Below are 23,816 nucleotides of genomic sequence, written 5' to 3'. Positions count from 1 at the left end.
CCATGAAACTCGGCGCGGTCATCATCACGATGGGCAACCGCCCCGAGGAACTGCGGGCCCTCCTGGATTCGGTCGCCCAGCAGGAGGGCGACCGGATCGAGGTGGTCGTCGTCGGCAACGGCGCCCCCGTGCCCGACGTCCCCGCGGGCGTACGCACCGTGGAACTGCCCGAGAACCTGGGCATCCCCGGCGGCCGGAATGTCGGGATCGAGGCGTTCGGCCCGTCCGGTGCCGACGTGGACGCGCTGCTCTTCCTCGACGACGACGGGCTGCTGCCGCTCACCGACACCGCCGAGCTGTGCCGACGGGCGTTCGAGGCCGATCCCCGGCTGGGGATCATCAGCTTCCGCATCGCCGACCCGGACACCGGTGTCACCCAGCGGCGCCACGTGCCGCGCCTGCGCGCGTCCGACCCGATGCGTTCCTCCCGGGTGACGACCTTCCTCGGCGGCGCCAACGCCGTACGCACCAAGGTCTTCGCCGAGGTCGGGCCGCTGCCCGGTCGGTTCTTCTACGCGCACGAGGAGACCGACCTCGCCTGGCGGGCACTGGACGCCGGCTGGTCGATCGACTACCGCGCGGACATGGTCCTCGACCACCCGACGACGGCTCCCTCGAGGCATGCCGTGTACCACCGGATGGTGGCCCGCAACCGGGTCTGGCTGGCCCGCCGGAATCTGCCGGCGCCCCTGATCCCCGTCTACCTCGGTGTGTGGCTGCTGCTGACCCTGGTGCGCAAGCCCTCCGGTCCGGCCCTGAAGGCGTGGTTCGGAGGCTTCAAGGAGGGCTGGTCCACTCCGTGCGGCACCCGCCGCCCGATGAAGTGGCGCACGGTATGGCGGCTGACCAGGCTCGGCCGACCTCCGGTGATCTGAGTGTCTCCACTCTGAGAGCATGGGGGGCGACTCCTCTGTACCTCCGTCTCCACGGGACCTGTCCGCTCCGAGCCGCGCCCACGACCGGCCGCGCACGTTGAATACGAGAGTTTCATTCTGGTGAGTGACACAACCCACGATGGTGCGGTCGCCCTGGGCGCCGCACCATCCGCCGACGACGGCCTGAGCGCGGCCGAGAGGGCCGCCAAGTACGGGCTGACGGTGAGCGGCGCCCGGCCAGGGCTGATCGAGTACGTCCGCCAGCTCTGGGGGCGGCGCCACTTCATCATGGCGTTCTCCCGGGCCAAGCTGACCGCCCAGTACAGCCAGGCGAAGCTGGGCCAGCTGTGGCAGGTGGCCACACCGCTGCTCAACGCCCTCGTCTACTATCTGATCTTCGGGCTGATCCTGGGGACCAGGAAGGGAATGACCCAGGAGGTCTTCATCCCGTTCCTGGTGACCGGCGTCTTCGTCTTCACCTTCACCCAGAACTCGGTGATGGCCGGTGTGCGGGCGATCTCCGGCAACCTGGGGCTGGTCCGGGCCCTGCACTTCCCGCGGGCCTCGCTGCCGGTCTCGTTCTCGCTCCAGCAGCTCCAGCAGCTGCTGTACTCGATGATCGTGCTCGCGGTCGTGGCCGTCGCCTTCGGCAGTCGCCCGGGGTTGTCCTGGCTGCTGGTCGTCCCGGCGCTGGCCCTGCAGTTCGTCTTCAACACCGGACTGGCGATGATCATGGCCAGGCTCGGCAGCAAGACCCCCGACCTCGCGCAGCTGATGCCGTTCATCATGCGGACCTGGATGTACGCGTCGGGCGTCATGTTCTCCATCCCGGTGATGCTCGCGGACAAGCCGGCCTGGATCGCCGACGTGCTCCAGTACAACCCGGCGGCCATCTACATGGACCTGATGCGTTTCGCCCTGATCAAGGGCTACGGCGCCGAGAACCTTCCGGCGCACGTCTGGATGGCGGCGCTCGCCTGGGCGGCCGTCGTCGGCATCGCGGGCTTCGTGTACTTCTGGAAGGCGGAGGAACGGTACGGCCGTGGCTGAGGACAACACTTCGGGGCGGGTCCCCACCGTCATCGCCGACGACGTGCACATCGTGTACCGCGTCAACGGCGGCGGAGGAGGCAGGGGCAGCGCCACCGCGGCACTGAGCCGGATCCTGCGTCGCGACAAGGGCGAGGGGCGCGGGGTGCGGAAGGTGCACGCCGTGCGAGGCGTCACCTTCACCGCGTACCGCGGTGAGGCGATCGGCCTGATCGGGACCAACGGCTCCGGCAAGTCGACCCTGCTGCGGGCCATCGCCGGTCTGCTCCCGACCGAGAGCGGCAAGGTGTACACCGACGGCCAGCCGTCGCTGCTCGGCGTGAACGCGGCGCTGATGAGCGATCTGACCGGGGAACGCAACGTGGTGCTCGGCGGCCTGGCCATGGGCATGTCGCGCGAGGAGATCCGCGAGCGCTACCAGGAGATCGTCGACTTCTCCGGCATCAACGAGAAGGGCGACTTCATCACGCTGCCGATGCGGACGTACTCCTCCGGCATGGCCGCCCGCCTGCGGTTCTCCATTGCCGCCGCCAAGAACCACGACGTCCTCATGATCGACGAGGCGCTGGCGACCGGCGACCGCAAGTTCCAGATCCGCTCCGAGAAGCGCATCAGGGAACTGCGCAAGGAGGCAGGCACGGTCTTCCTGGTCAGCCACAGCAACAAGTCCATCCGGGACACCTGCGACCGGGTGCTGTGGCTGGAGAAGGGCGAACTGCTGATGGACGGTCCGACCGACGAGGTCCTCAAGGCGTACGAGCGCGAGACCGGCAAGTAGTCCGTCCCCGGTCCTGCGGCACACCGAAACGGCCCTTGCCGGAGCCTTCCGGCGGGGCCGCTTCGGTGTCCGGACCGTGGACCCGCCGTGGCGTCCTGCACGCCCGGCGGTATGCACCGGTCAAGATCTCCTACCGGCGGATGACGTCAAAGCCTCTCCTCGCGGGGAAGGTTGGCGGAGTGGAGGGCGTTGTCGGGCAGCGCGCGACACCCCGTCCGTGCCGATGGGCTCGTACAACGTAAGCTGTACCGGTGCTGATTCGTGGCAAGTGGGGCGATACCGCCAGGGCGTATGGCCCGCAGGCGCGCTCCGCACTCGGCAGAGCGGGCGGCGTGTCCGGAATGGGATGTTTTGGGTCAGCAGTGTAGAACGGGAGATGTGACGGCAATGACGGAAGATCTCCAGCTCCGAGGTGTTCACGCCGTCCCAGCGCCTCTCCTTTCCGGACGGACACGGCGCGTCACGGCACCGGCACCGGGCGGCCCGTGGTGACCCCGGCCCGGCAGGCCCGCCCCGCGGTGGCCGTGCCCCGCACCCTCGACAAGGCCGCGGACGAGAACTTCCCCGTGGCCCCCTTCTTCCTGCCGCGCGCCTGGCGGGACGACCTGATGGCCGTCTACGGCTTCGCCCGGCTCGTCGACGACATCGGCGACGGCGACCTCGCCCCCGGCGGCGCGGACGCCCGCCACCTCGGCCTCGCCCCCGAGCAGGCCGACGACCGGCTCGCCCTGCTCGACGCCTTCGAGGCCGACCTGCGCCGAGTCTTCGCCGCCACGGGCGACGGCCCGCACCACCCCCTGCTGCGCGCGCTGCGCCCCACCGTGCGGCGGCGCGCGCTCACCCCCGAACCCTTCCTCGGCCTCGTCGAGGCCAACCGCCAGGACCAGAAGGTCCGCCGCTACGGGACGTACGAGGAACTCGCCGCCTACTGCGAGCTCTCCGCCAACCCCGTGGGCCGGCTCGTCCTGCAGATCACCGGCACCGCCAGCCCCGAACGGATCCGCCGATCCGACGCCGTCTGCACGGCCCTGCAGATCGTCGAGCACCTCCAGGACGTCGCCGAGGACCTCGGACGCGACCGGATCTACCTGCCCGCCGACGACATGGCCCGCTTCCACGTCCGCGAGTCCGACCTCGCCGCCCCCTCGGCGGGCGCGTCGGTCCGTTCGCTGGTCGCGTTCGAGGCGGAACGCGCCCGGGAACTGCTGAATGAAGGCACCCCCCTGGTGGGTAGCGTCCACGGCAGGCTCAGGCTGCTTCTCGCCGGATTCGTGGGAGGCGGGCGCGCCGCCCTCTCCGCGATCGCGGCCGCCGGGTTCGATGTCCTGCCCGGCCCCCCCAAGCCCACCAAGCCCAGCCTGCTGCGCGAAGTGGGAGTTGTCTTGCGAAGAGCGCGTGGAGAGGGGTGAGCCGGACCGTGGAGGCACAGACGATGCCCGTGTCGGCACCGGTACAGGCCGCATACAGATACTGCGAGGCGGTCACCGGACAGCAGGCGCGCAACTTCGCGTACGGAATCAGACTGCTGCCGGCCGAGAAGCGGCAGGCCATGTCGGCGCTGTACGCCTTCTCGCGCCGGGTCGACGACATCGGGGACGGCGACCTCGCGCCGCAGGCCAAGCGGGAACGCCTGGAGAGCACCCGCGAGGTCCTGGACCGGATCCGCGGCGGCGCGATCGACGAGGACGACACCGATCCGGTAGCCGTCGCGCTCGCCGACGTCGCGCGAAGGTTCCCGCTCCCGCTCGGCGGGCTCGACGAACTCATCGACGGCGTGCTGATGGACGTGCGCGGCGCGACCTACGAGACGTGGGACGACCTCAAGGCGTACTGCCGCTGCGTGGCGGGAGCCATCGGCCGCCTCAGCCTGGGGATCTTCGGTACCCAACGGGGTGCGCCCGGCACCGACCGTGCCGCCGAGTACGCCGACACGCTCGGGCTCGCGCTGCAGTTGACGAACATCCTGCGAGACGTCCGCGAGGACGCCGGCAACGGACGCACGTACCTTCCCTCCGACGACCTCGCCAAGTTCGGCTGCTCGGCCGGTTTCCACTCGGCCACGCCACCGTCCGGCGCGGACTTCGCGGGGCTGGTGCATTTCGAGGTCCGCCGGGCCCGCACGCTGTTCGCCGAGGGATACCGGCTGCTGCCGATGCTGGACCGGCGCAGCGGCGCCTGCGTCGCGGCCATGGCGGGCATCTACCGGCGGCTGCTCGACCGCATCGAGCGCGACCCCGGGGCGGTGCTGCGCGGCCGGGTGTCGCTGCCCGGCCACGAGAAGGCGTACGTCGCGATGCGCGGACTCTCCGGACTCGACACGCGGCACGTGTCCCGACGGACGGTCAGGAGGCGCGCCTGATGCGGCGCACGGATATCTCGCGCACCATGTGGATCACGGGCAGGTGTCCGTGCTCAACCCTCGGCCGTACCGAAGCGTCCCTGACTGAAGCGACCCGACGAAAGGAGGACGCATGACGGACGGCGCCCCGCGTTCCTCCCGCGCGGTGGTGATCGGCGGCGGAATCGCCGGCACCACCGCCGCTCTGCGACTGGCCGATGCCGGGCTCGAGGTGACCCTGCTCGAAGGGCGGCCCCGGCTCGGCGGACTCGCCTTCTCCTTCCGGCGCGGCGAACTGACGGTCGACAACGGACAGCATGTCTACCTGCGCTGTTGCACCGCCTACCGGTGGTTGCTCGACCGCGTCGGCGCGGCGAGCCTCGCGCCTCTGCAGAACCGTTTGGACGTACCTGTCCTCGACGTCGGCCGGCCTTCGGGGCCCCGGCTGGGACGGCTGCGCCGCAACGACCTGCCGGTGCCGTTCCACCTCGCGGCCGGACTCGTCGGCTATCCGCACCTCTCGCTCGTCGAACGCGCGAGCGTCGGACGCGCCGCGCTCGCGCTGGGCCGCCTGGACCCGGAGGACCCCGCCCTCGACACCGTCGACTTCGGCGCCTGGCTCGCCCGGCACGGCCAGTCGCCGCGCACCGTCGAGGCGCTGTGGGACCTGGTCGGCGTCGCCACGCTCAACGCCACCGCCCCGAACGCCTCCCTGGCCCTGGCCGCGAAGGTCTTCAAGACCGGCCTCCTGTCCGAGCCCGGCGCCGCCGACATCGGCTGGGCGGGCGTACCCCTCGGCGAGATCCACGACACACTGGCCCGGGCGGCACTCGACGCCGTCGGCGTCCGCGTCGAACTGCGCACCAAGGCGACCTCCCTCACCCGTACGGAGCAGGGCGGCTGGAGTGTCGGCACGGACGGCGAACGGATCGACGCGGACGCCGTCGTCCTCGCCGTCCCGCAGCGCGAGACCCACGCCCTGCTGCCCGCCGGAGCGATCGACGCACCGGACCGGCTGCTCGACATCGGCACCTCGCCGATCCTGAACGTGCACGTCGTCTACGACCGCACGGTGCTGCGCCGCCCGTTCTTCACCGCGCTCGGCTCCCCGGTGCAGTGGGTCTTCGACCGTACGGAGGCATCCGGGCTCACCGGACCCGGACAGTACCTCGCGGTGTCCCAGTCCGCGGCGGACGAGGAGATCGACCTCCCCGTCGCCGAGCTGCGAGGGCGCTACCTGCCCGAGCTGGAGCGTCTCCTCCCGGCCGCCCGCACGGCCGGGATCAGGGACTTCTTCGTCACCCGGGAGCGCGCGGCGACCTTCGCCCCCGCCCCCGGCGTCGGCCGACTGCGGCCCGGATCCCGCACCCGAGCCCCCGGCCTCGGCCTGGCGGGCGCGTGGACGGCGACCGGCTGGCCCGCGACGATGGAGGGCGCCGTCCGCAGCGGGTTCAGCGCCGCGGACGTCGCGCTGAGGGCACTGGGCCGCTCCCATGAACATCCGCTGCAGGAGGCGGCATGAGCAGTACCACCGGAACAAGAGGAGAGTCAGTGACCCCGGCGAATCCGGCTTTCGACACCGTGGCCGACACCACGGACGTCACCGCGCTTCTGGAGCGTGGGCGGGCCCTTTCCACGCCGGTGCTCCGGGCCGCTGTGAACCGGCTCGCACCGCCCATGGACACCGTCGCCGCCTACCACTTCGGCTGGATCGACGCCCAGGGAGAGCCCTCCGACGGCGACGGCGGCAAGGCCGTCCGGCCGGCGCTCGCCCTGCTGTCCTCGGAGGCGGCGGGCGCCGCACCCGAGGCGGGCGTCCCCGGAGCCGTGGCCGTCGAACTCGTGCACAACTTCTCGCTGCTGCACGACGACCTGATGGACGGCGACGAGCAGCGTCGCCACCGTGACACGGTCTGGAAGGTCCACGGTCCCGCCCAGGCGATCCTGGTCGGCGACGCGCTGTTCGCGCTCGCCAACGAGGTCCTGCTGGAACTCGGCACCTCCGAGGCGGGCCGCGCGACCCGCCGGCTGACCGCCGCCACCCGCAAGCTCATCGACGGTCAGGCCCAGGACATCTCCTACGAGCACCGCGAACGGGTCACCGTGGAGGAGTGCCTGGAGATGGAGGGCAACAAGACCGGCGCACTGCTCGCCTGCGCCTGCTCCATCGGTGCGGTCCTCGGAGGCGCCGACGACCGCACCGCCGACACCCTGGAGGCGTACGGCTACCACCTCGGCCTCGCCTTCCAGGCCGTCGACGACGTGCTCGGCATCTGGGGCGACCCCGACTCCACCGGCAAGCAGACCTGGAGCGACCTGCGTCAGCGCAAGAAGTCGCTCCCGGTCGTCGCCGCGCTCGCCGCGGGCGGACCGGCCTCCCAGCGGCTGGGCGAACTGCTCGCCGCCGACGCCAAGAGCGCCGATTTCGACAGCTTCTCCGAAGAGGAGTTCGCCGCCCGCGCGGCACTCATCGAGGAGGCGGGCGGCCGCGAATGGACCGCCCAGGAGGCGCGTCGCCAGCATGCGGTCGCCATCGAGGCACTGCACCGCGTCGACATGCCGGAAACCGTGCGGGCGCAGCTCACGGCGCTCGCGGACTTCGTCGTCGTACGAAAGAGATGATCACCATCTGGTCCATATGACTCGCAGTCGCCGGCCGGTGCCCCCACGGGCACCGGCCGACGGAGCCCCCAGCACAGCAGAGGACAACACTGCACGAAGGGGAAGCCATGACAGCGACGACCGACGGAAGCGCCGGGGCCGTGACCCCCGGCGCGGCCACGGCCACCCATCCGACCGACACGACCAGCGCCGCGCACGAGGTGCTCGAAGCCGCGCGGTACGCCGTGGAACGCTCGGTGGAGCACCTCCTCGGCAGACAGGACGAGCAGGGCTGGTGGAAGGGCGACCTCGCCACCAACGTCACCATGGACGCCGAGGACCTGCTGCTCCGTCAATTCCTCGGCATCCAGGACCCGGAAGTCGTCCGTGCAGCCGCGCTCTTCATCCGCGGCGAACAGCTCGGCGACGGCACGTGGGCCACCTTCCACGGCGGACCCGGAGACCTCTCCGCCACCATCGAGGCGTACGTGGCCCTGCGGCTGGCCGGGGACGCCCCCGACGCACCGCACATGGCCCGCGCCGCACGCTGGATCAGGGAACGGGGCGGCATTGCCGAGAGCCGCGTCTTCACCCGCATCTGGCTCGCCCTCTTCGGCTGGTGGAAGTGGGAGGACCTCCCGCAGCTCCCGCCCGAGCTGATGTTCTTCCCCACGTGGGTTCCGCTCAACATCTACGAATTCGGCTGCTGGGCCCGGCAGACCATCGTGCCGCTCACCATCGTCTCGGCCAAGCGGCCGGTGCGCCCCGCGCCCTTCCCCCTCGACGAACTCCACACCGACCCGAACGACCCGAACCCGCCCCGGCGCGTCGCTCCCGTCGCCAGCTGGGACGGCGTCTTCCAGCGCCTCGACAAGGCGTTGCGCCTGTACCACCGCATCGCACCGCGCAAGCTGCGCCGGGCCGCCATGAACAACGCGGCGCGCTGGATCGTCGAGCGCCAGGAGAACGACGGCTGCTGGGGCGGCATCCAGCCGCCCGCCGTCTATTCCGTCATCGCCCTGCACCTGCTCGGTTACGACCTCGACCACCCCGTGATGCGGGCCGGCCTGGACTCCCTCGACCGGTTCGCCGTCCGGCGCGAGGACGGCGCGCGGATGATCGAGGCGTGTCAGTCCCCGGTCTGGGACACCTGCCTCGCGACCATCGCGCTCGCCGACGCCGGGGTCCGCCCCGATCACCCGGCGCTCGTGAAGGCCGCGGACTGGATGCTCGGCGAACAGATCGACCGGCCCGGCGACTGGGCCGTACGCCGTCCCCGGCTCGCGCCGGGGGGCTGGGCGTTCGAGTTCCACAACGACAACTACCCGGACATCGACGACACCGCCGAGGTGGTCCTGGCACTGCGCCGGGTCCGCCACCCCGACCCCTCGCGCGTCGAGGACGCCATCGCGCGCGGAGTGCGCTGGAACCTCGGCATGCAGTCCCGCGACGGGGCGTGGGGCGCGTTCGACGCGGACAACACCAGCCCGTTCCCCAACCGGCTGCCCTTCTGCGACTTCGGCGAGGTCATCGACCCGCCGTCCGCCGACGTCACCGGACACGTGGTGGAGATGCTCGCCGTCGAGGGCCAGGCCGGCCTGCCCGCCGCACGACGCGGCATCCAGTGGCTGCTCGCCCGACAGGAGGCGAGCGGCGGCTGGTTCGGCCGTTGGGGCGTCAACCATGTGTACGGCACGGGGGCGGTGGTGCCCGCGCTGGTGGCCGCCGGACTGCCCGCCGCGCACCCGGCGATCCGCCGGGCCGTCGCCTGGCTGGAGTCCGTTCAGAACGACGACGGCGGCTGGGGCGAGGACCTGCGCTCCTACCGCGAGGAGAAGTGGATCGGCCACGGCGCCTCCACCGCCTCCCAGACCGCGTGGGCCCTGCTCGCCCTGCTCGCCGCGGGACGGCGGGACACCGAGCCCGTACGGCGCGGGATCTCCTGGCTGACCGGGACGCAACGGGCCGACGGCTCCTGGGACGAGCCGTACTTCACCGGCACCGGATTCCCCTGGGACTTCTCCATCAACTACCACCTCTACCGCCAGGTCTTCCCGCTGACCGCGCTCGGGCGGTACGTGCACGGCGAACCGTTCGCCGACCGCGCGGCCGGCCGCAAGGGGGCCTGATGGGCGATGGCCCCCGGCCGGCCGGTCCCGCGGCGCCGCTGCTGATCGCCTGCGCGCTCGGCATCGAGCGGCTCGCGCTGCGCAGGGGCAGGGCCCGCGGGGCACCGGGGCCGGTGTCCGTCCTTTGTACGGGCATGGGGCCCAGGGCCGCCGACGCGGCCGTGACCAGGGCGCTCGGCGGGGGCCGGGCGCCCGGCACGGCCGTCCTCGCCGCCGGTTTCTGCGCCGGTCTTTCACCCGGCATGCACCCCGGGGACCTGGTGGTCGCCGACGAGACCCGGGGCACCGGCGGCCCGACCGCCTGCACCGGCACGCGGCTGCTCGCCGAGGCTCTCGCCCGGGCGGTGCCCGGGCACACCGTCCACACCGGCCCGCTGACCGGCTCCGCCCATGTCGTACGCGGACACGAGCGGGCCGAACTGCGGGCCACCGGAGCGATCGCGGTGGACATGGAGTCCGCCGCCACCCTCCGCGCCGCGTTGCGGTCCGGGCCGCGGCCCGTTGCGGCCGTACGGGTGGTCGTCGACGCCCCGGAGCACGAGCTCATCCGTATCGGCACGATACGCGGTGGAATATCGGCTTTCCGCGTCCTCTGTGCCGTCCTGCCTGCTTTTTATGAATGGCACCGATCTTTGCCGCTCCCCAGGAGGTGAGCCAGATGGCCATGCCGCTCCGTCAGTCCATCAAGGTTGCGACGTACCTCATGGAACAGAAGCTCCGCCGGCGGGACAAGTTCCCGCTCATCGTGGAACTGGAGCCCCTGTTCGCCTGCAACCTCGCGTGCGAGGGCTGTGGGAAGATCCAGCATCCGGCCGGAGTGCTCAAGCAGCGCATGCCGGTCGCCCAGGCCGTGGGCGCCGTCCTCGAATCAGGTGCTCCGATGGTCTCCATCGCGGGCGGCGAACCGCTGATGCACCCGCAGATCGACGAGATCGTCCGGCAGTTGGTGGCACGCAAGAAGTACGTGTTCCTCTGCACCAACGCCATGCTGTTGCGCAAGAAGATCGACAAGTTCTCGCCCTCCCCGTTCTTCGCCTTCGCCGTACACATCGACGGACTGCGCGAGCGCCATGACGAATCGGTGGCCAAGGAAGGCGTCTTCGACGAGGCGGTGGCGGCGATCAAGGAGGCCAAGCGGCGCGGCTTCCGGGTCACCACCAACTCCACCTTCTTCAACACCGACACCCCCCAGACCGTCATCGAGGTCCTCAACTACCTCAACGACGACCTGAAGGTCGACGAGATGATGATCTCGCCCGCCTACGCCTACGAGAAGGCGCCCGATCAGGAACACTTCCTCGGGGTCGAGCAGACCCGCGAACTGTTCAAGAGGTCCTTCGCGGGCGGCAACCGCTCGCGCTGGCGGCTCAACCACTCACCGCTCTTCCTGGACTTCCTGGAGGGCAGGGCGGACTTCCCGTGCACCGCGTGGGCGATCCCGAACTACTCGCTGTTCGGCTGGCAGCGGCCCTGCTACCTGATGAGCGACGGATACGTCCCCACGTACCGCGAACTCATCGAGAAGACCGACTGGGACAAGTACGGCCGCGGCAAGGACCCGCGCTGTGCCAACTGCATGGCGCACTGCGGCTACGAGCCGACCGCCGTCCTCGCCACCATGGGATCGCTGAAGGAGTCCCTGCGCGCCGCGCGCGAGACGCTCGCCGGGAGCCGGTGACGTCGCGTCCGCCGCGGAGCCGGGCACGCGAGGGTCTCCCCGTACCGCAGGCCCCGCCGCCCGCGACGCGCCGCCCCGGGCGGCGCGTCGCGGGCGGGGAGGTGCCCGTGCGGTCGACGACCGCGGCGCGCACGGCCGGACGCGGACGGGGGACGGACGGGGAACGGCGGTCGCCCGGGGCGGTCGGTCAGGTGCTGAGGGACGCCGGGGGCGACGTACCGCCGCGGACGTTCGGCGTCCCCGAGCGGTTCCTCGCCCACGGCACACGCACCGAGGTGCCGGCCGATGTCGGGCGCACCGGTCGAGAACGCCGGAGGGATCAGCGCCGCAACGGCCACCGGGGAGGCGGCCGGACGGACCAGGAGGGCACGGAATGAAGGACGACGAACCCAAGGGCTTCGACCTGGCACGGCTCCTCGCCGAGCGCGGCCCCGAACGCTACGAACTGCACACGAAGCACCTCAACCACCAGCTGCCCCGCATGCTGCGCACCCTCGGCTTCGACCAGGTCTACGAACGGGCCGAGGGCGCGTACTTCTGGGACGCGGACGGCAACGACTACCTCGACATGCTCGCCGGCTTCGGGGTGATGGGCCTCGGCCGGCACCACCCGGTCGTGCGCAAGGCGCTGCACGACGTCCTCGACGCCTCGCTCGCCGACCTCACCCGCTTCGACTGCCAGCCGCTGCCCGGACTGCTGGCCGAGAGGCTGCTGGCGCACAGCCCGCACCTGGATCGGGTCTTCTTCGGCAACAGCGGTACGGAGGCCGTGGAGACCGCCCTGAAGTTCGCCCGGTACGCCACCGGCAGGCCCAGGGTCCTCTATTGCGCGCACGCCTTCCACGGGCTGACGACCGGCTCGCTGTCCGTCAACGGCGAGAGCGGCTTCCGGGACGGCTTCGCGCCGCTGCTGCCGGACACCGCCGTCCCGCTCGGCGACCTCGACGCCCTGAGGCGCGAACTGAGGCGCGGGGACGTCGCGGCGCTGGTGGTCGAACCGATCCAGGGCAAGGGCGTCCACGCGGCGCCGCCCGGCTACCTGCGGGCCGCGCAGGAGCTGCTGCACCGGCACGGGGCGCTGCTCATCGCCGACGAGGTGCAGACGGGGCTCGGCAGGACCGGGGACTTCTACGCGTACCAGCACGAGGAGGGCGTCGAACCCGATCTGGTCTGCGTCGCCAAGGCCCTCTCCGGGGGCTATGTGCCGGTCGGGGCGACGCTCGGCAAGGACTGGATCTTCAGGAAGGTCTACTCCTCGATGGACCGGGTCCTGGTGCACTCCGCGAGCTTCGGCTCCAACGCCCAGGCGATGGCCGCCGGGCTCGCGGTCCTCGCGGTGATGGATGACGAGGACGTCGTCGCCGGCGCGCGCCGCACCGGCGATCTGCTGCGCGAACGGCTGGCCGCGCTGATCGACCGGTACGAGTTGCTGCGCGAGGTGCGCGGGCGCGGGCTGATGATCGGCATCGAGTTCGGTCGGCCCTCGTCACTGAAGCTGCGCGGCCGGTGGACGATGCTGCAGACGGCCCGCAAGGGCCTCTTCGCGCAGATGGTCGTGGTGCCGCTGCTCCGCAAGCACCGCATCCTCACCCAGGTCTCGGGTGACCACATGGAAGTGATCAAGCTGATTCCGCCACTGGTGATCGGGGAGCCGGAGGTCGACCGGTTCGTCACGGCGTTCACCGCCGTCATGGACGAGGCACACAGCGGCGGCGGACTGATGTGGGACTTCGGCAGGACCCTGGTGAAACAGGCCGTCGCCCACCGCTGACCCCGGCCACGGCCCCCGTCCGGACAGGGGTCGGTGCGGCCATGGCCACCTTTTGCCTCTCAGGTAAGAAATTTGCCCGAGAGGAAAGATTTTGGCCCAATGGGTACATGAACACTCCGGACGGAGCGGCGGCCGACGAGCTGCCCGAGGTCGCGCCTCGCCTGCGCGATCTGCGCCGTGGCCGTGGTCTCACCCTGGAGGCCGCCGCCCAGCGGGCCGGGCTCTCGCCCGCCCACCTCTCCCGGCTCGAGACGGGCCGTCGACAGCCGTCGCTGCCGATGCTGCTCGGTCTTGCCAGGATCTACGGTACGACGGTTTCCGAGTTGCTCGGCGAGAGGCCCCCCGAACGGGAGGCGATCATCCGCGGCGGGGCGTTCGAGGGTGCCGAGGCCGGCGGCTGGCAGTACCAGCGGGCGGGCAGTCCCGGCCGGGCGATGCAGGCGCTCCGGGTCCGGGTCCTGCACGGCGCGCAGGGCGACCTGGTGCGGGTGCATCCCGGCGAGGAGTGGCTGTACGTGCTCGCGGGCCATCTGCGGGTCACGCTCGGGGACACCGTGCACGACCTCGCCCCCGGTGACAGCGCGCACTACGATTCGCTCACCCCGCACCGCGTCACGGCCGTCGACCGTGACGGAGCCGAGCTCCTCTTCGTCCACACCCTGTTGCAGAGCCCCGCCGCCGAGCTGTGTCTCGGCGACGGTATCCACCGCCGCTGAGACCGGCCCCCGGCCGGTCACCAGAGAGGACCGCCATGTCCGATTCAGAGAACTTCGACCCACTGGGGTCGGCCAAGAAGTACGAGGCGCAGGAACGCAAATTCCCGCGCGGCGTCGTGATCCGGCTGTTCGCCTATCTCATCGCCGGGCACGTCTTCGCGGCCTTCCTGTACATCCTCTTCGCGGTGGCCGGCAAAGGCTGACCACCGCGACCGACGGGCGGCTGGCGTCAGACCGATTCGAGGAGCCGGTCGCGCAGCCGCTCACGGGTCTCGGCGGACAGCCCCAGGCCCTCCTCCAGGTAACGCTCCGTGCCGCCCCAGGTCTCCTCGATGGTGGTGAACGCCGCGACGAGGTAGTCGCGGTGCGCGCCGAAGAGCGGATTGAGCAGTTCCAGCACCTCGGCCGACAAGCCGTCCGCCGAGGTGTCGCTGCGGCGGATCCGGTAACGGCGGTGCGCCTCGTTGGACTTCAGGTAGTCGGCCTCGATGGCGTCGCGCTCGACACCGACCGCGAGCAGCGACACCGCGATCGACAGACCGGCCCGGTCCTTGCCCGCCGCACAGTGCATCAGCGCCGGAACGCTGTCCTCGGCCAGGGCGTGCAGCACCCGGCTGTGCTCGGCGGTGCGTTCCAGGATGATCGCACGGTACGAGGCGATCATCCGGTCCGCCGCCTTCCCGTCGGCGAGCAGCGAGCGCAGCTGGTCCAGGTCGCCGTCGCGGACCATGCGCCAGAACTCGGCACCGTCCGCCGGGTCGGAGAGCGGGATGCTGAGATTTCGCACACCCGGCAGTTCCACGTCGAGCCCGTCGAGCCGGCGGTCCGCGGCATTGCGGAAGTCGAAGACGGTGTGCAGCCCCAGACCGGTCAGGAAGGCGGCGTCCTCGGCGGTGGCGTGCGCGAGATGCCCGCTGCGAAAGAGCCGCCCGTGCCGCACCCGCCGACCGTCCTCGGTGGGCAGCCCGCCCACGTCGCGGAAGTTGCGGACGCCCGCCAGCTCGGGTTCCGTCGACGGGATCTGCGGCAGCTGCTGCGTCACAGTGACTCCTGGGGGTGTCCGGCCGTCGGTGCGAGTCGCCGACAAGGCCACTCCCGCGACGATACGACATCGGTTCCTCAGGCAATCATCTCGCCCTCCGCTCTGTCGATGCCCGCGCCAATCTCCGTGCCTCCGAGGCGAATTCGGCCTGCGCGATCGTCACGACACCATCGCTCGGCCCCCGAAGCCCCTGGCCGACGAAGTCCACACGCGCGGCATGCAGTTCGGTATCTGGATCGAACCGGAAATGGTCAATGCGGACAGTGATCTTTATCGTGCACCCCCGACCGGGCAGCATTTCCCCGGGCCGACGCGGACGGAGTTCCGCCATCAACGGGTACTCGATCTCGCCCGGAGCGATGTGCGGGAGTATCTCCGGGAGCAACTGGACGCGTTGCTCTCCGGTAGGCCCATCGACTATGCGAAATGGGACTGCAACCGCGGTTCACCAATGCGGGATGGCCGGGCGAGGAATATCCGCAAAATCTCTGGCCCGAGGATGTCGAGGGTCTGTACGCGCTGATCGACCGACTGCGGGCGGCTTGCCCCTCGGTGGCCTCGCATCCTGCTCGGGCGGCGGCGGCCGGATCGACCTGGGTATCCCTTCCCGTACCAACCGGGTGTGGAACCGGGACGACACCGACCCGCTCGGCCGCCTCGCCATCCAGGAGGGGTTCAGCCAGATCCATCCGGCCCGGCTGAAGTCCGCGTGCGGCACGGACAGCCCAAACGTCCAGTTCAGCGGTCGGGTCGGCTCGTTGGGACTCCGCTTCGTGAGTGCGATGGCCGGGGCGCTGGGCGTGGGCGGGGACCTCGCCGAGTGGAGCGAGTCGCCCGAGGCGTGGAGCTGGACGGATCTCTGCGGGGCGGTGCACCGCGGGTCGGTACTGCTGCACCAGGGGCTGCTCACGGGGCTGCGGGGGACCTCGACGCGCGGGTGCTGAGGCTCCGGCACGCGCGACGTCGATCGAATGTCCGTATTGAGCATATCTGTTGGCGTATGACCAAATCGATTCTGTGAGGGATTCGCGCTCGTGAGCGGAATCATATCCGTGACCGTGCGTACCGACAGGCCGATCGGATATTCCGTACGCGGCGCGGGAATTCAAGATCTGGGATCCACGGAGGGTGACCGGAATTCCGCCTCGAATTCTCGGCGCGGAATCCTCTCGGGAATCGACGGCTTGTTCTCGGTCCGCGGCTCGCCTACGGTCACCGTCAATCCGGACGGACCGCCCAATCCTGCCGCCGACCGGATAACGCACTCACTCGACGCGTGGCAGGAGCGGGGGAACCAAGTGGTCCGCCGGCCGGCGAAAGACCGGTCGGCTCGGGGTGAAGTCGCGCTCGCCGCGGCCGGGCATCTCCAGCCCGAACCCGACAGCTCACCTCGCAGGCGCCGGAGAGGAAGAACGCATCATGCCCATCTCGGGTAAGCACCGTCGTATCAAGTCCAGTGCGATCGCCCGCGGTGTCGCCGCCGTGAGCACCGGCGGCGCCGTCATCGCCCTGCCGCTGCTCGGCGCCACCGGCGCCCATGCCGCGCCGCAGGCCGCCGCCACGAAGCCGGCCTCCGCCGCCGCGCACACCGCCCCGGCCCAGCGGGTCGCCCAGGAACCGGCCGCCGACACGACGTACTCCGTCGCTCCCGGCGACTACCTGTCGAAGATCGCCGCCGAGCACGATGTCGAGGGCGGCTGGCAGAAGCTCTACCAGGACAACCGTGAGGTCATCGGTGCCGACCCGGACCTGATCCGTCCGGGCACCGAGCTGACGCTCGGCGCCAAGGCGTCGGGCCACGTCGCGCCCACCGGCGGAGGCATGGGCTCCGTCCTCCCGTCGAAGGTGCCCGCGGTGCCGTCGGCGGTCACCGAGAAGTCCGCCCCGGCCGCGTCCGTCCCCGCCCAGCCCCGGGCGGCCGAGAAGGCGAAGACCTCCGCCCAGGCGGTCCGGAGCACCGGCTCCGGTTACGTGCCCCCGGTTCCCGGCAACCACACCACCGCCTACCGGGCCTCGGGATCCAACTGGTCCAGCGGCAGCCACTCCGGAATCGACTTCCCCGTCTTCACCGGAACCAGCGTGAAGGCCATCACCTCCGGCACCGTCGTCACCGCCGGCTGGGGCGGCGCCTACGGCAACCAGGTCGTCATCAAGCATGCCGACGGCCGCTACTCGCAGTACGGGCACCTGTCCTCGATCTCCGTCTCGGCGGGTCAGTCCGTGAGCCCGGGTCAGCAGATCGGTCTCTCCGGTTCCACCGGGAACTCCACCGGACCGCACCTGCACTTCGAGGTCCGCACCGGCCCGGCGTACGGCTCCGACATCGACCCGATCGCCTACCTCGCGGCCCACGGCATCCACGTCTGAGCCACGCACTCCACACACCCGGGCCGAACGGTCCGGCGACCGGAGCGGCCGGGCCCGGCCCGGTCGGCACGGAGGGGCGCGCGACAGCGCACGCGCCCCTCCGTGCCGCGTGTTCCCCCGACGGCGAACCTGGCCAGGTGGCCTATCTCACCACCCGTCAACCCTTTATTACGGTCGCGTAGGTCACATTCGTCAGTGCAGGATGAGCGTTCGTGGCAGACGATTCGAGAAAAAACCAGCGTGGCGTCATCGACCGAAAGGGCGTCATCGGGTCGTACGCGGCGATCGGCGACAGTTTCACGGAAGGGGTCGGCGACCCCGGACCGGACGGAACCCCCGTCGGCTGGGCGGACCGGTTCGCCGTGCTTCTCGCGGACCAGCTCCCGGACCCCGCCGAGAGGACGAGCGCCGAAGGTCCCGCGCATGCGGACTTCCGTTACGCCAATCTCGCCGTACGCGGACGCCTCCTCGACCAGATCGTCGAGGAACAGGTACCGCGCGCCAAAGAGCTGGCACCCGACCTGGTGAGCTTCTGTGCGGGCGGCAACGACATCATCAGGCCCGGCACCGACCCCGACGACGTGGCGGAACGCTTCGAGCGCGCGGTCGCCGAACTGACCGCGTCCGTCGGCATCGTCATGGTCACCACCGGCTTCGACACCCGGGGCGTTCCCGTGCTTCGCCATCTGCGCGGCAAGATCGCCACGTACACCGCCCACGTACGGGCCATCGCCGACCGCTACGGCTGCCCCGTCCTCGACCTGTGGTCGCTGCGGTCCGTCCAGGACCGGCGGGCCTGGGACGACGACCGGCTCCACCTGTCACCCGAGGGGCACACCAGGGTCGCGCTGCGCGCCGCCCAGGTCCTCGGGATCGAGGTGCCCGCCGACCCCGACCAGCCGTGGCCCCCGCAGGCCCAGCGCGGCACGCTCGAAGTCCGCCGCGACGACATCCACTGGGCGCGCGAGCACCTGGTGCCATGGATCGGCCGACGGCTGCGCGGTGAGTCCTCGGGCGACCACGTCGAGGCGAAGCGGCCGGACCTCCTGCCGCTCTGAGGAGCGTCTCGAGGCGTCACCCGCCGGAAGGGCGGTCCGGACCTCGCCGACGGGATCCGGTGGACGTCCCCCCATCCGTGACGCCCCATACCGCTCGCGGGGTGGCCCCGGCCCAGGGCCACCTCGCGAACGAGGGCACACCGGTGCGGGGCCGGCCGCGCTCAGGGCCGCGCGGATTCCGGGCGGCCCGCTCTCACGGCCGTCCGGCGAGCGACGGCGGGCCCGCGGGTATCCGTTCCAGCACCCCGCCCGCGAACACGTCGTAGAGCGGCAGCGTCTCCAAGTGCACGTAGCCGATGTGGCAGTCGCACACGGCCAGCGGACAGGCACGCGGACGCAGCGCCTCCCGGTAGCTCCCGTCGTAGAGGTTGCCCAGCTCCGCCCGGACGAAATGACAGCGCCGCACCGTGCCGTCGCCGTCCACGGAGATCACCGACTCGCCCGTCCGGCACGGCAGCCCGGCCGACCGGTGCGGGTGTCTGCTGTACGGGAAGAGCGGGTCGATCGCCGTCCAGCGGTCCGCCTCCTCGTCCGTATAGGTGTGCCCCTCCGCCGCGTTCACCCACAGGTACACCTCGTCCGGCAGCGCGGCCCGCAGCCGACGCGCCTCGTCCAGGTGCTCGTCGAGGCCGACCACACCGACGCTGTGGCGGATGCCGAGCGCGGACAGCTCCCGGCACTTGCCCAGGAACCGCTCGTACGGCGTCTGACCGGGGTGGTACGTGCACCAGAGCGCGATCTTCTCCCGCCCGGCCTCACCCGCCTCGGCCAGCCACCCGGTGCGGCCGCTGAGATTGGTCTGGATCGCGACCCGGCCGATGTGCGGCGAGCGCGCGAGACCGACCAGCGCCCGCCGGTACCAGGACCGGACCAGGCCCTCGCCCCATGGCGTGAACAGGACCGAGAGCCGGTCGCTCGTCCGCTCCGCGGCCCAGGCCGTGAACCGCTCCAGCGCCGCGCGGTCCGCGCGCAGCTGCTCCGGGCTGTCGCGTCGCTTGGCGAACGGGCAGTACGGGCAGTCGTAGTCGCAGGACGCGAGCGGGCCGCGATAGAGGATGGTCAGGTCCATGGGCGTGCTCACTTCAGCTCGTACGCGGCCATCGCGGCCCGTACACCGGGGGAGAAGAGCTCGGGGCCCAGCGCGTCGGAATGGGCCAGGCCCTCGGGGGAGAGCCGCAGCAGACCGGACGCCCCGGCCGCCGTGTCGAGCCAGCCGCGCTCCTCGAACCGGGCCAGCTCGGCGGGGAAGTCGTCGGCGGGCAGGCAGCCGAACCGCTCGAGGTAGTCGGCCATCGGCATCCCCTGGGCCTGGAGCACCGACTGCAGCAGATGGCGCCGGCGCGCCTCGTCGCCGTCGACGTACCGTCCGACCTCGGCGCGCGAGAAGTCCTCGGTGGCGGTGTACCCGTCGATGATCGCCCGCACCTCGCGCATCTCCACCGCGTAGTCGAAGGAGTAGTGCAGCCGCGACGTGTACGAACGGGCCCCGCACCCCAGACCGATCATGCCGTCCGTCTGACAGGCGTAGTCGTCGGAGCCGTCCGTACGCGGGGCGTCGGCGCGGCGGAACATCCGCATCGACACCTGCTCGTAGCCGCGGGCGAGCAGATGGTCCCGGCCCGCGCGGTACAGCCGCAGCCGCTGCTCGTCCCAGGCGGCGTCCGCCGCGTCCCGCTCGTCCGCCCGCGCCTCCGAGCCCAGTCGGCCGAGACCGGTCAGCGGGCGGACGTACAGCGGGTACAAGTACAGCTCCTCCGGCCGCCATCGCAGCGCGGCGTCCAGCGAGGTGTGCCAGCTGTCCTCGGTCTGCCCTTCGATGCCGTAGATCAGGTCGATGTTCAGGACCGGGACACCCGCGTCGCGTATCCGGTCCAGCGCGCCCTCCACATCGGCGCGGCGCTGCGGCCTGACGGCGGCGCGGGCCTCGTCCTCGACGAAGCTCTGCACCCCGATGCTGATCCTCGTCGCGCCCCGCTGCGCGAGGACGGCCAGCCGGTCGGCGGTCGCGGTCGACGGCGACGTCTCGACGGACAGCGGAACGGACCGCAGATCGGCGCCCATCCGCTTCTCCGCGATGTCGCACAGCCGCTCCAGCTCGGCCGCCGTCAGGAACGTGGGCGTACCCCCGCCGAACGCTGCCGCGGCGAACCGCACCGGCTCCGCGTCGCCCAGCGCGTCACGGACCGCGACCGCCTGCCGGTCCAGCGCGTCGAGGTAGCGGGTCGTCAGCTCGTCGGGAGCTCCGATCCGGGTGAACAGGTTGCAGAAGCCGCAACGGACCTCGCAAAAGGGTACGTGGAGGTAGAGCGAGAGCGCGTCCTTGCGCTCCGAGGCCCACAGCTCCCGCAGCGCCGGCCGGCCCGGCAGGGGCCGGTAGGCCGTCTTGTGCGGATAGGCGTAGACGTAGCTCCGGTACGGTCGGACGGCCGGTGCGACGGTCGTGGTGCGGCTCATGACGCGATGGCCCCCGGTTCCAGGAAGAAGTGCGCGTACGGGACCGTCCACACGGACTCGTGGCCGATCCGGTGACCGGTGTAGCCGTCGTCCCCGTACGCCGTGCCGTGGTCGGAGCAGACGATGGCGAAGCAGCGGCGACGGCTGCTCGCGGCGGCGAAGAGCCGTCCGATGTGGGCGTCGACGTACTCGAGCGCGGCGGCGTGGGTGGCGCGGGAGTCGCCCGCCTCGCGGGTGGCCCCCGGCAGATGGAACCAGTTGGGCTGGTGCAGCGCCGACACGTTGACGAAGAGGAACAGCCGCTGTTTTGGGGCGAGAGAGGCGATCACCTGCTCCGCCTGGGCCACCTGCGCCTCGAAGGACGTGGGCGACGCGACCCCGAACTCCGGCTCCCAGTGGCTCTCCTGGAACAGGCCGGGCAGCACGGAGCCCAGCGCCCCCTGCTTGTTGAAGAACCCGACGCCGCCGATGCACACCGTGCGGTAGCCCACCGAGGCGAGGCCGGAGGGCAGGTCGGGCGTGTCGAAGACGAAGGTGCCCGACGCCGTGGACTCGCTGCCCGCGAACCGTGCCGCGAACAGCCGGGGATGGGGCCCCGGGCCGACCGGTGTCGGCAGGAAACCCGCGAACATCGCCTGGTGCGAGGCGTACGTGAAACTGCCGGGCGCGTGCCGCGTCTCCCACATGCCGCCCGGCAGATGGCGCGCCAGATGGGGGATGCGTCCCGCGGCGGCGAGCTCCTGCGCCACGTCGTGGCGCAGCGTGTCGAGGGTGACGAACAGCAGGTCGTGGCTTCCCACGACTCCGCTCATGTCCGGATTCTCGCAGGCCGAGGCGGCGGGCGCGGTGTCAGTGAGTGGGGGTTGCACGGTGGTTCCTTGCTCGGTTCAGTACGGCGGCGACCTGCGCCGCGTAGGTGTCCAGGCCCTCGGCACCGCTGCCGGGGAGCCCGGTCAGCCGCGGCAGCAGGTCGCCGAAGGCGTTGACCTCGCAGACCGCGAAGCGCCGCAGGTCGGACGAGGGCAGCAGATCGACGCCGACACACAGTGTGTCCGGGAAGCACGCGGCGGCCCGTTCGCACACGGCCAGGGCCTCGGCCCAGTCGCCGCCCGCGGCCGTGACGGCCGCGCGGAACTCGTCGAGATCCCCCCGCGCGCCCCCGAGGTGGAGATTGGTCATGGGGGAGCGGCTGGTCCGCACGACGGCGTGGGTGGCGCGGCCCGCCACCACCACGACCCGCAGGTCCGCCGCCCTGCCGCGCCGGGTCGCCTTGGGCAGCCAGCGTTCCACGTGCAGCCCGTCCGGAGCGAGCGCGTCGACGATCGCCCCGACCTCCCGCTCCGTCGTGAGGCGGCGAACCCGCAGCGAATTGAAGAGCCGGCCGGCCGCGTCGCGCTCCACCGATGTGGTGGCCCGCACCCGGCCGGGCCCGGCCGTCTCCAGGGCCAGCACCCCCGAGGCGGACGAACCGTGCGCGAGCTTCACGAAGGCCCTGCGCATGCCGTGGGCCGCCATCCGCTCGCGCACATCCGCCCAGTCGCGCACCGCGGGGGCCGCGGCGCCCGACGTCGGCGAGGCGGGCACCGGGATGCCGGCACCGTCCAGTACGGCGTGGCACAGACGCTTGTCGAACAGCACCGCGATGTCACCGGGGGCGTCGAGCAGCACGGCACCGGATTCGGCAGCGGCCCGCGCCACCGACCGCACGGCGGCCGTGAACCGGGCGTACCACAGGGCGGTGCCTTCGACCCTGGTCGGATCGTCGACCGCCCGGAGCAGCCGCTCCACCTCGGCGTCCTCCCCGGGCGAGTCCATGCGTACGGTCTCGCCCGGACGGAACACGGCCTCGCCGCGCAGCACGTCCATCCAGGGAACGACCCGTGCGGGCTGCAGCCCGGCGGCGCGCACGGCGTCCTGGAAGAGCGCCACCCGGCGGTTGCCGGGCACCCCCACGACGGCGAGACACGGCGCCGGGTCCCCCGGCCCCCGGCTATTCGCTGACGGCGACATAGCGGAACTCGTCATCGTCCGGATCCCAGTACGCGACCTCGCCCACCTCGCAGTTCACCCGGTCGGGACCGAGCAGGTTCCTGAGACGGTCCACCAGCGCCTCACCGGCGAAGTGGTGGTGCAGATCCAGTGAGGTCAGATGGGTGAGCGGCTGGCCCGAGAGCAGCGCCTCGACACCCTCGTCGCCCAGGGTCCCCATCGCCAGGCAGAGCGATTCGAGCTGGGCGACGACCGGGGCCGATGCCACCGCGGCCGCGATCTCGTCCTGGATCTCGCTGTTCTGCAGCCCGAGATGGCGCAGGGCCGGGAACGACGCCCCGGACAACAGGGGCGCCAGGTCCTCGACTCCCGCGTCCCCACCGAACTCGGGCACGCCGAGCCAGAGCTCCAGATGCTCGAGCGCGGGCAGCTCGGACGCGCCCACCGCGCGCACGACCTCGGACGGCAGCCCGCCCGACTCGAACCGCAGCCTCTTGAGCGACGTGTGCCGCACCGGGCGCAGGCCGAGCTTCGTCCCGTCGTCGAACGCGTCGCCGCATCCGCGCACCGTCAGCTCCTCCAGCGAGCCGAACGCCTCCAGGACCGGAGTGATGTCGGCCATCTCCAGCCAGGACAGCTCGCACTCCTCGCTGACGACATCGGCGAGGAAGAGCGCCTTCAGGGCCGGAAAGCGGTCCGCGTGCGCGGCCAGTGCCTCGACGACCGGAGCGAAGGATCCGTAGTCCTCCCGCCCCCACGGGCCGATCAGCAGGGCCCGGACCTTCGTCGTGTCGACCGCGCCGACGAAGTACCGCCACAGCTCGGCGAACGTCAGATGCCAGGCGCTCTCCAGCCGCCACGCGACGGAGTCGGCCGCGGGGAGAGGATCACTGCCCTGCGCGCCGGGCCCGGGAAGGGTGAGAACCGGAAGGCCGTGGAACGTCTCGGGGTGTTCGATGTCCGTCATCGC

At 71.4% G+C, this 23,816-nt stretch carries 22 protein-coding genes, 1 pseudogene and 1 riboswitch; of the genes and pseudogenes, 17 read left to right on the top strand and 6 right to left on the bottom strand.

The features are described from left to right. The first annotated feature begins 2 nt into the window (after positions 1-2). From ACGF2V_RS11135 to ACGF2V_RS11070, 14 genes are all read left to right on the top strand, one after another. Positions 3-875: a glycosyltransferase gene (locus ACGF2V_RS11135; RefSeq protein ID WP_362622978.1), complete on the top strand. Its 873-nt coding sequence runs from the start codon at positions 3-5 to the stop codon at positions 873-875. A 120-nt stretch (positions 876-995) separates the two neighbouring features. Then, positions 996-1,925 carry an ABC transporter permease gene (locus ACGF2V_RS11130; RefSeq protein ID WP_362622762.1) on the top strand — a complete coding sequence of 310 codons (930 nt, stop codon included), beginning with the start codon at positions 996-998 and terminating at the stop codon, positions 1,923-1,925. Then, a complete protein-coding gene (locus tag ACGF2V_RS11125; protein WP_362706312.1) occupies positions 1,918-2,703 on the top strand; it encodes an ABC transporter ATP-binding protein in 786 nt (261 codons plus the stop codon). Before ACGF2V_RS11130 ends, ACGF2V_RS11125 begins: the two co-directional genes overlap by 8 nt. Positions 2,704-3,191: 488 nt before the next feature. Beyond that, positions 3,192-4,112, top strand: a complete 921-nt coding sequence (gene hpnC / locus ACGF2V_RS11120) for a squalene synthase HpnC (protein ID WP_362622975.1) — start codon at positions 3,192-3,194, stop codon at positions 4,110-4,112. Further along, positions 4,109-5,062 (top strand): presqualene diphosphate synthase HpnD, encoded by a 954-nt coding sequence (hpnD, locus tag ACGF2V_RS11115; protein WP_362622758.1) that lies wholly within the window; start codon positions 4,109-4,111, stop codon positions 5,060-5,062. The genes hpnC and hpnD overlap by 4 nt, the downstream gene beginning before the upstream one ends. A gap of 112 nt (positions 5,063-5,174) precedes the next feature. Further along, entirely contained in the window at positions 5,175-6,563 is a 1,389-nt protein-coding gene (hpnE, locus tag ACGF2V_RS11110; protein ID WP_362706310.1) for a hydroxysqualene dehydroxylase HpnE, read from the top strand. Further along, the gene (locus ACGF2V_RS11105) at positions 6,560-7,663 is read left to right on the top strand and encodes a polyprenyl synthetase family protein (protein WP_362622753.1); all 1,104 of its coding nucleotides are present in this window, start codon (positions 6,560-6,562) and stop codon (positions 7,661-7,663) included. The genes hpnE and ACGF2V_RS11105 overlap by 4 nt, the downstream gene beginning before the upstream one ends. Positions 7,664-7,770: 107 nt before the next feature. Further along, a complete protein-coding gene (shc, locus tag ACGF2V_RS11100) occupies positions 7,771-9,771 on the top strand; it encodes a squalene--hopene cyclase (RefSeq protein ID WP_362706307.1) in 2,001 nt (666 codons plus the stop codon). Further along, on the top strand, positions 9,771-10,424 hold the full coding sequence (locus ACGF2V_RS11095; RefSeq protein ID WP_362706305.1) for a 1-hydroxy-2-methyl-2-butenyl 4-diphosphate reductase: 654 nt from the start codon (positions 9,771-9,773) through the stop codon (positions 10,422-10,424). The genes shc and ACGF2V_RS11095 overlap by 1 nt, the downstream gene beginning before the upstream one ends. 5 nt (positions 10,425-10,429) lie before the next feature. Next, positions 10,430-11,449 (top strand): adenosyl-hopene transferase HpnH, encoded by a 1,020-nt coding sequence (gene hpnH / locus ACGF2V_RS11090; protein WP_362625041.1) that lies wholly within the window; start codon positions 10,430-10,432, stop codon positions 11,447-11,449. Between the two features lie 107 nt (positions 11,450-11,556). Then, positions 11,557-11,826, top strand: a complete 270-nt coding sequence (locus ACGF2V_RS11085; RefSeq protein ID WP_392911608.1) for a hypothetical protein — start codon at positions 11,557-11,559, stop codon at positions 11,824-11,826. Further along, positions 11,823-13,220: an aspartate aminotransferase family protein gene (locus tag ACGF2V_RS11080; protein ID WP_362625043.1), complete on the top strand. Its 1,398-nt coding sequence runs from the start codon at positions 11,823-11,825 to the stop codon at positions 13,218-13,220. The genes ACGF2V_RS11085 and ACGF2V_RS11080 overlap by 4 nt, the downstream gene beginning before the upstream one ends. 107 nt (positions 13,221-13,327) lie before the next feature. Next, positions 13,328-13,936 carry an XRE family transcriptional regulator gene (locus tag ACGF2V_RS11075; RefSeq protein WP_362625044.1) on the top strand — a complete coding sequence of 203 codons (609 nt, stop codon included), beginning with the start codon at positions 13,328-13,330 and terminating at the stop codon, positions 13,934-13,936. A gap of 35 nt (positions 13,937-13,971) precedes the next feature. Beyond that, positions 13,972-14,139: a DUF6126 family protein gene (locus tag ACGF2V_RS11070; protein WP_362625045.1), complete on the top strand. Its 168-nt coding sequence runs from the start codon at positions 13,972-13,974 to the stop codon at positions 14,137-14,139. A 26-nt stretch (positions 14,140-14,165) separates the two neighbouring features. Here the strand turns inward: ACGF2V_RS11070 and ACGF2V_RS11065 are convergent, their stop codons facing one another. Next, positions 14,166-14,978 carry a tyrosine-protein phosphatase gene (locus ACGF2V_RS11065; protein ID WP_362625047.1) on the bottom strand — a complete coding sequence of 271 codons (813 nt, stop codon included), beginning with the start codon at positions 14,976-14,978 and terminating at the stop codon, positions 14,166-14,168. 184 nt (positions 14,979-15,162) lie between these two features. On the opposite strand from ACGF2V_RS11065, the pseudogene ACGF2V_RS11060 reads away from it, so the two are divergent. The 3 genes and pseudogenes from ACGF2V_RS11060 to ACGF2V_RS11050 form a co-directional block, all read left to right on the top strand. Next, a pseudogene (locus ACGF2V_RS11060) lies at positions 15,163-15,999 on the top strand (alpha-galactosidase); the annotation flags it as partial. Positions 16,000-16,234: 235 nt separating this feature from the next. After that, a riboswitch (cyclic di-AMP (ydaO/yuaA leader) is annotated at positions 16,235-16,390 on the top strand. A 7-nt stretch (positions 16,391-16,397) separates the two neighbouring features. Continuing rightward, entirely contained in the window at positions 16,398-17,345 is a 948-nt protein-coding gene (locus tag ACGF2V_RS11055; protein WP_362625048.1) for a LysM peptidoglycan-binding domain-containing M23 family metallopeptidase, read from the top strand. A gap of 212 nt (positions 17,346-17,557) precedes the next feature. Then, positions 17,558-18,403, top strand: coding sequence for an SGNH/GDSL hydrolase family protein (locus ACGF2V_RS11050; protein ID WP_362710004.1), 846 nt, complete (start codon positions 17,558-17,560; stop codon positions 18,401-18,403). Between the two features lie 193 nt (positions 18,404-18,596). On the opposite strand, the gene ACGF2V_RS11045 is transcribed toward ACGF2V_RS11050, so the two are convergent. Genes ACGF2V_RS11045 through ACGF2V_RS11025 form a run of 5 tightly spaced genes read right to left on the bottom strand, consistent with a single transcriptional unit; the run spans position 18,597 to position 23,813 of the window. Further along, entirely contained in the window at positions 18,597-19,472 is an 876-nt protein-coding gene (locus ACGF2V_RS11045; RefSeq protein ID WP_362625050.1) for an STM4011 family radical SAM protein, read from the bottom strand. Between the two features lie 8 nt (positions 19,473-19,480). Next, complete coding sequence (locus ACGF2V_RS11040; RefSeq protein ID WP_362710006.1) at positions 19,481-20,857, bottom strand: STM4012 family radical SAM protein; 1,377 nt, start codon at positions 20,855-20,857, stop codon at positions 19,481-19,483. Continuing rightward, a complete protein-coding gene (locus tag ACGF2V_RS11035; protein ID WP_362710008.1) occupies positions 20,854-21,669 on the bottom strand; it encodes an STM4013/SEN3800 family hydrolase in 816 nt (271 codons plus the stop codon). Before ACGF2V_RS11035 ends, ACGF2V_RS11040 begins: the two co-directional genes overlap by 4 nt. Positions 21,670-21,706: 37 nt before the next feature. After that, positions 21,707-22,867 (bottom strand): STM4014 family protein, encoded by a 1,161-nt coding sequence (locus tag ACGF2V_RS11030; protein ID WP_362710077.1) that lies wholly within the window; start codon positions 22,865-22,867, stop codon positions 21,707-21,709. Then, positions 22,848-23,813: an STM4015 family protein gene (locus tag ACGF2V_RS11025; RefSeq protein WP_362710010.1), complete on the bottom strand. Its 966-nt coding sequence runs from the start codon at positions 23,811-23,813 to the stop codon at positions 22,848-22,850. The genes ACGF2V_RS11030 and ACGF2V_RS11025 overlap by 20 nt, the downstream gene beginning before the upstream one ends. Between the last annotated feature and the right edge of the window lie 3 nt (positions 23,814-23,816).

Source organism: Streptomyces sp. NPDC047982 (assembly GCF_043204165.1).
Lineage (GTDB): Bacteria > Actinomycetota > Actinomycetes > Streptomycetales > Streptomycetaceae > Streptomyces.
This window is presented reverse-complemented; position numbering and strand designations above follow the sequence as displayed.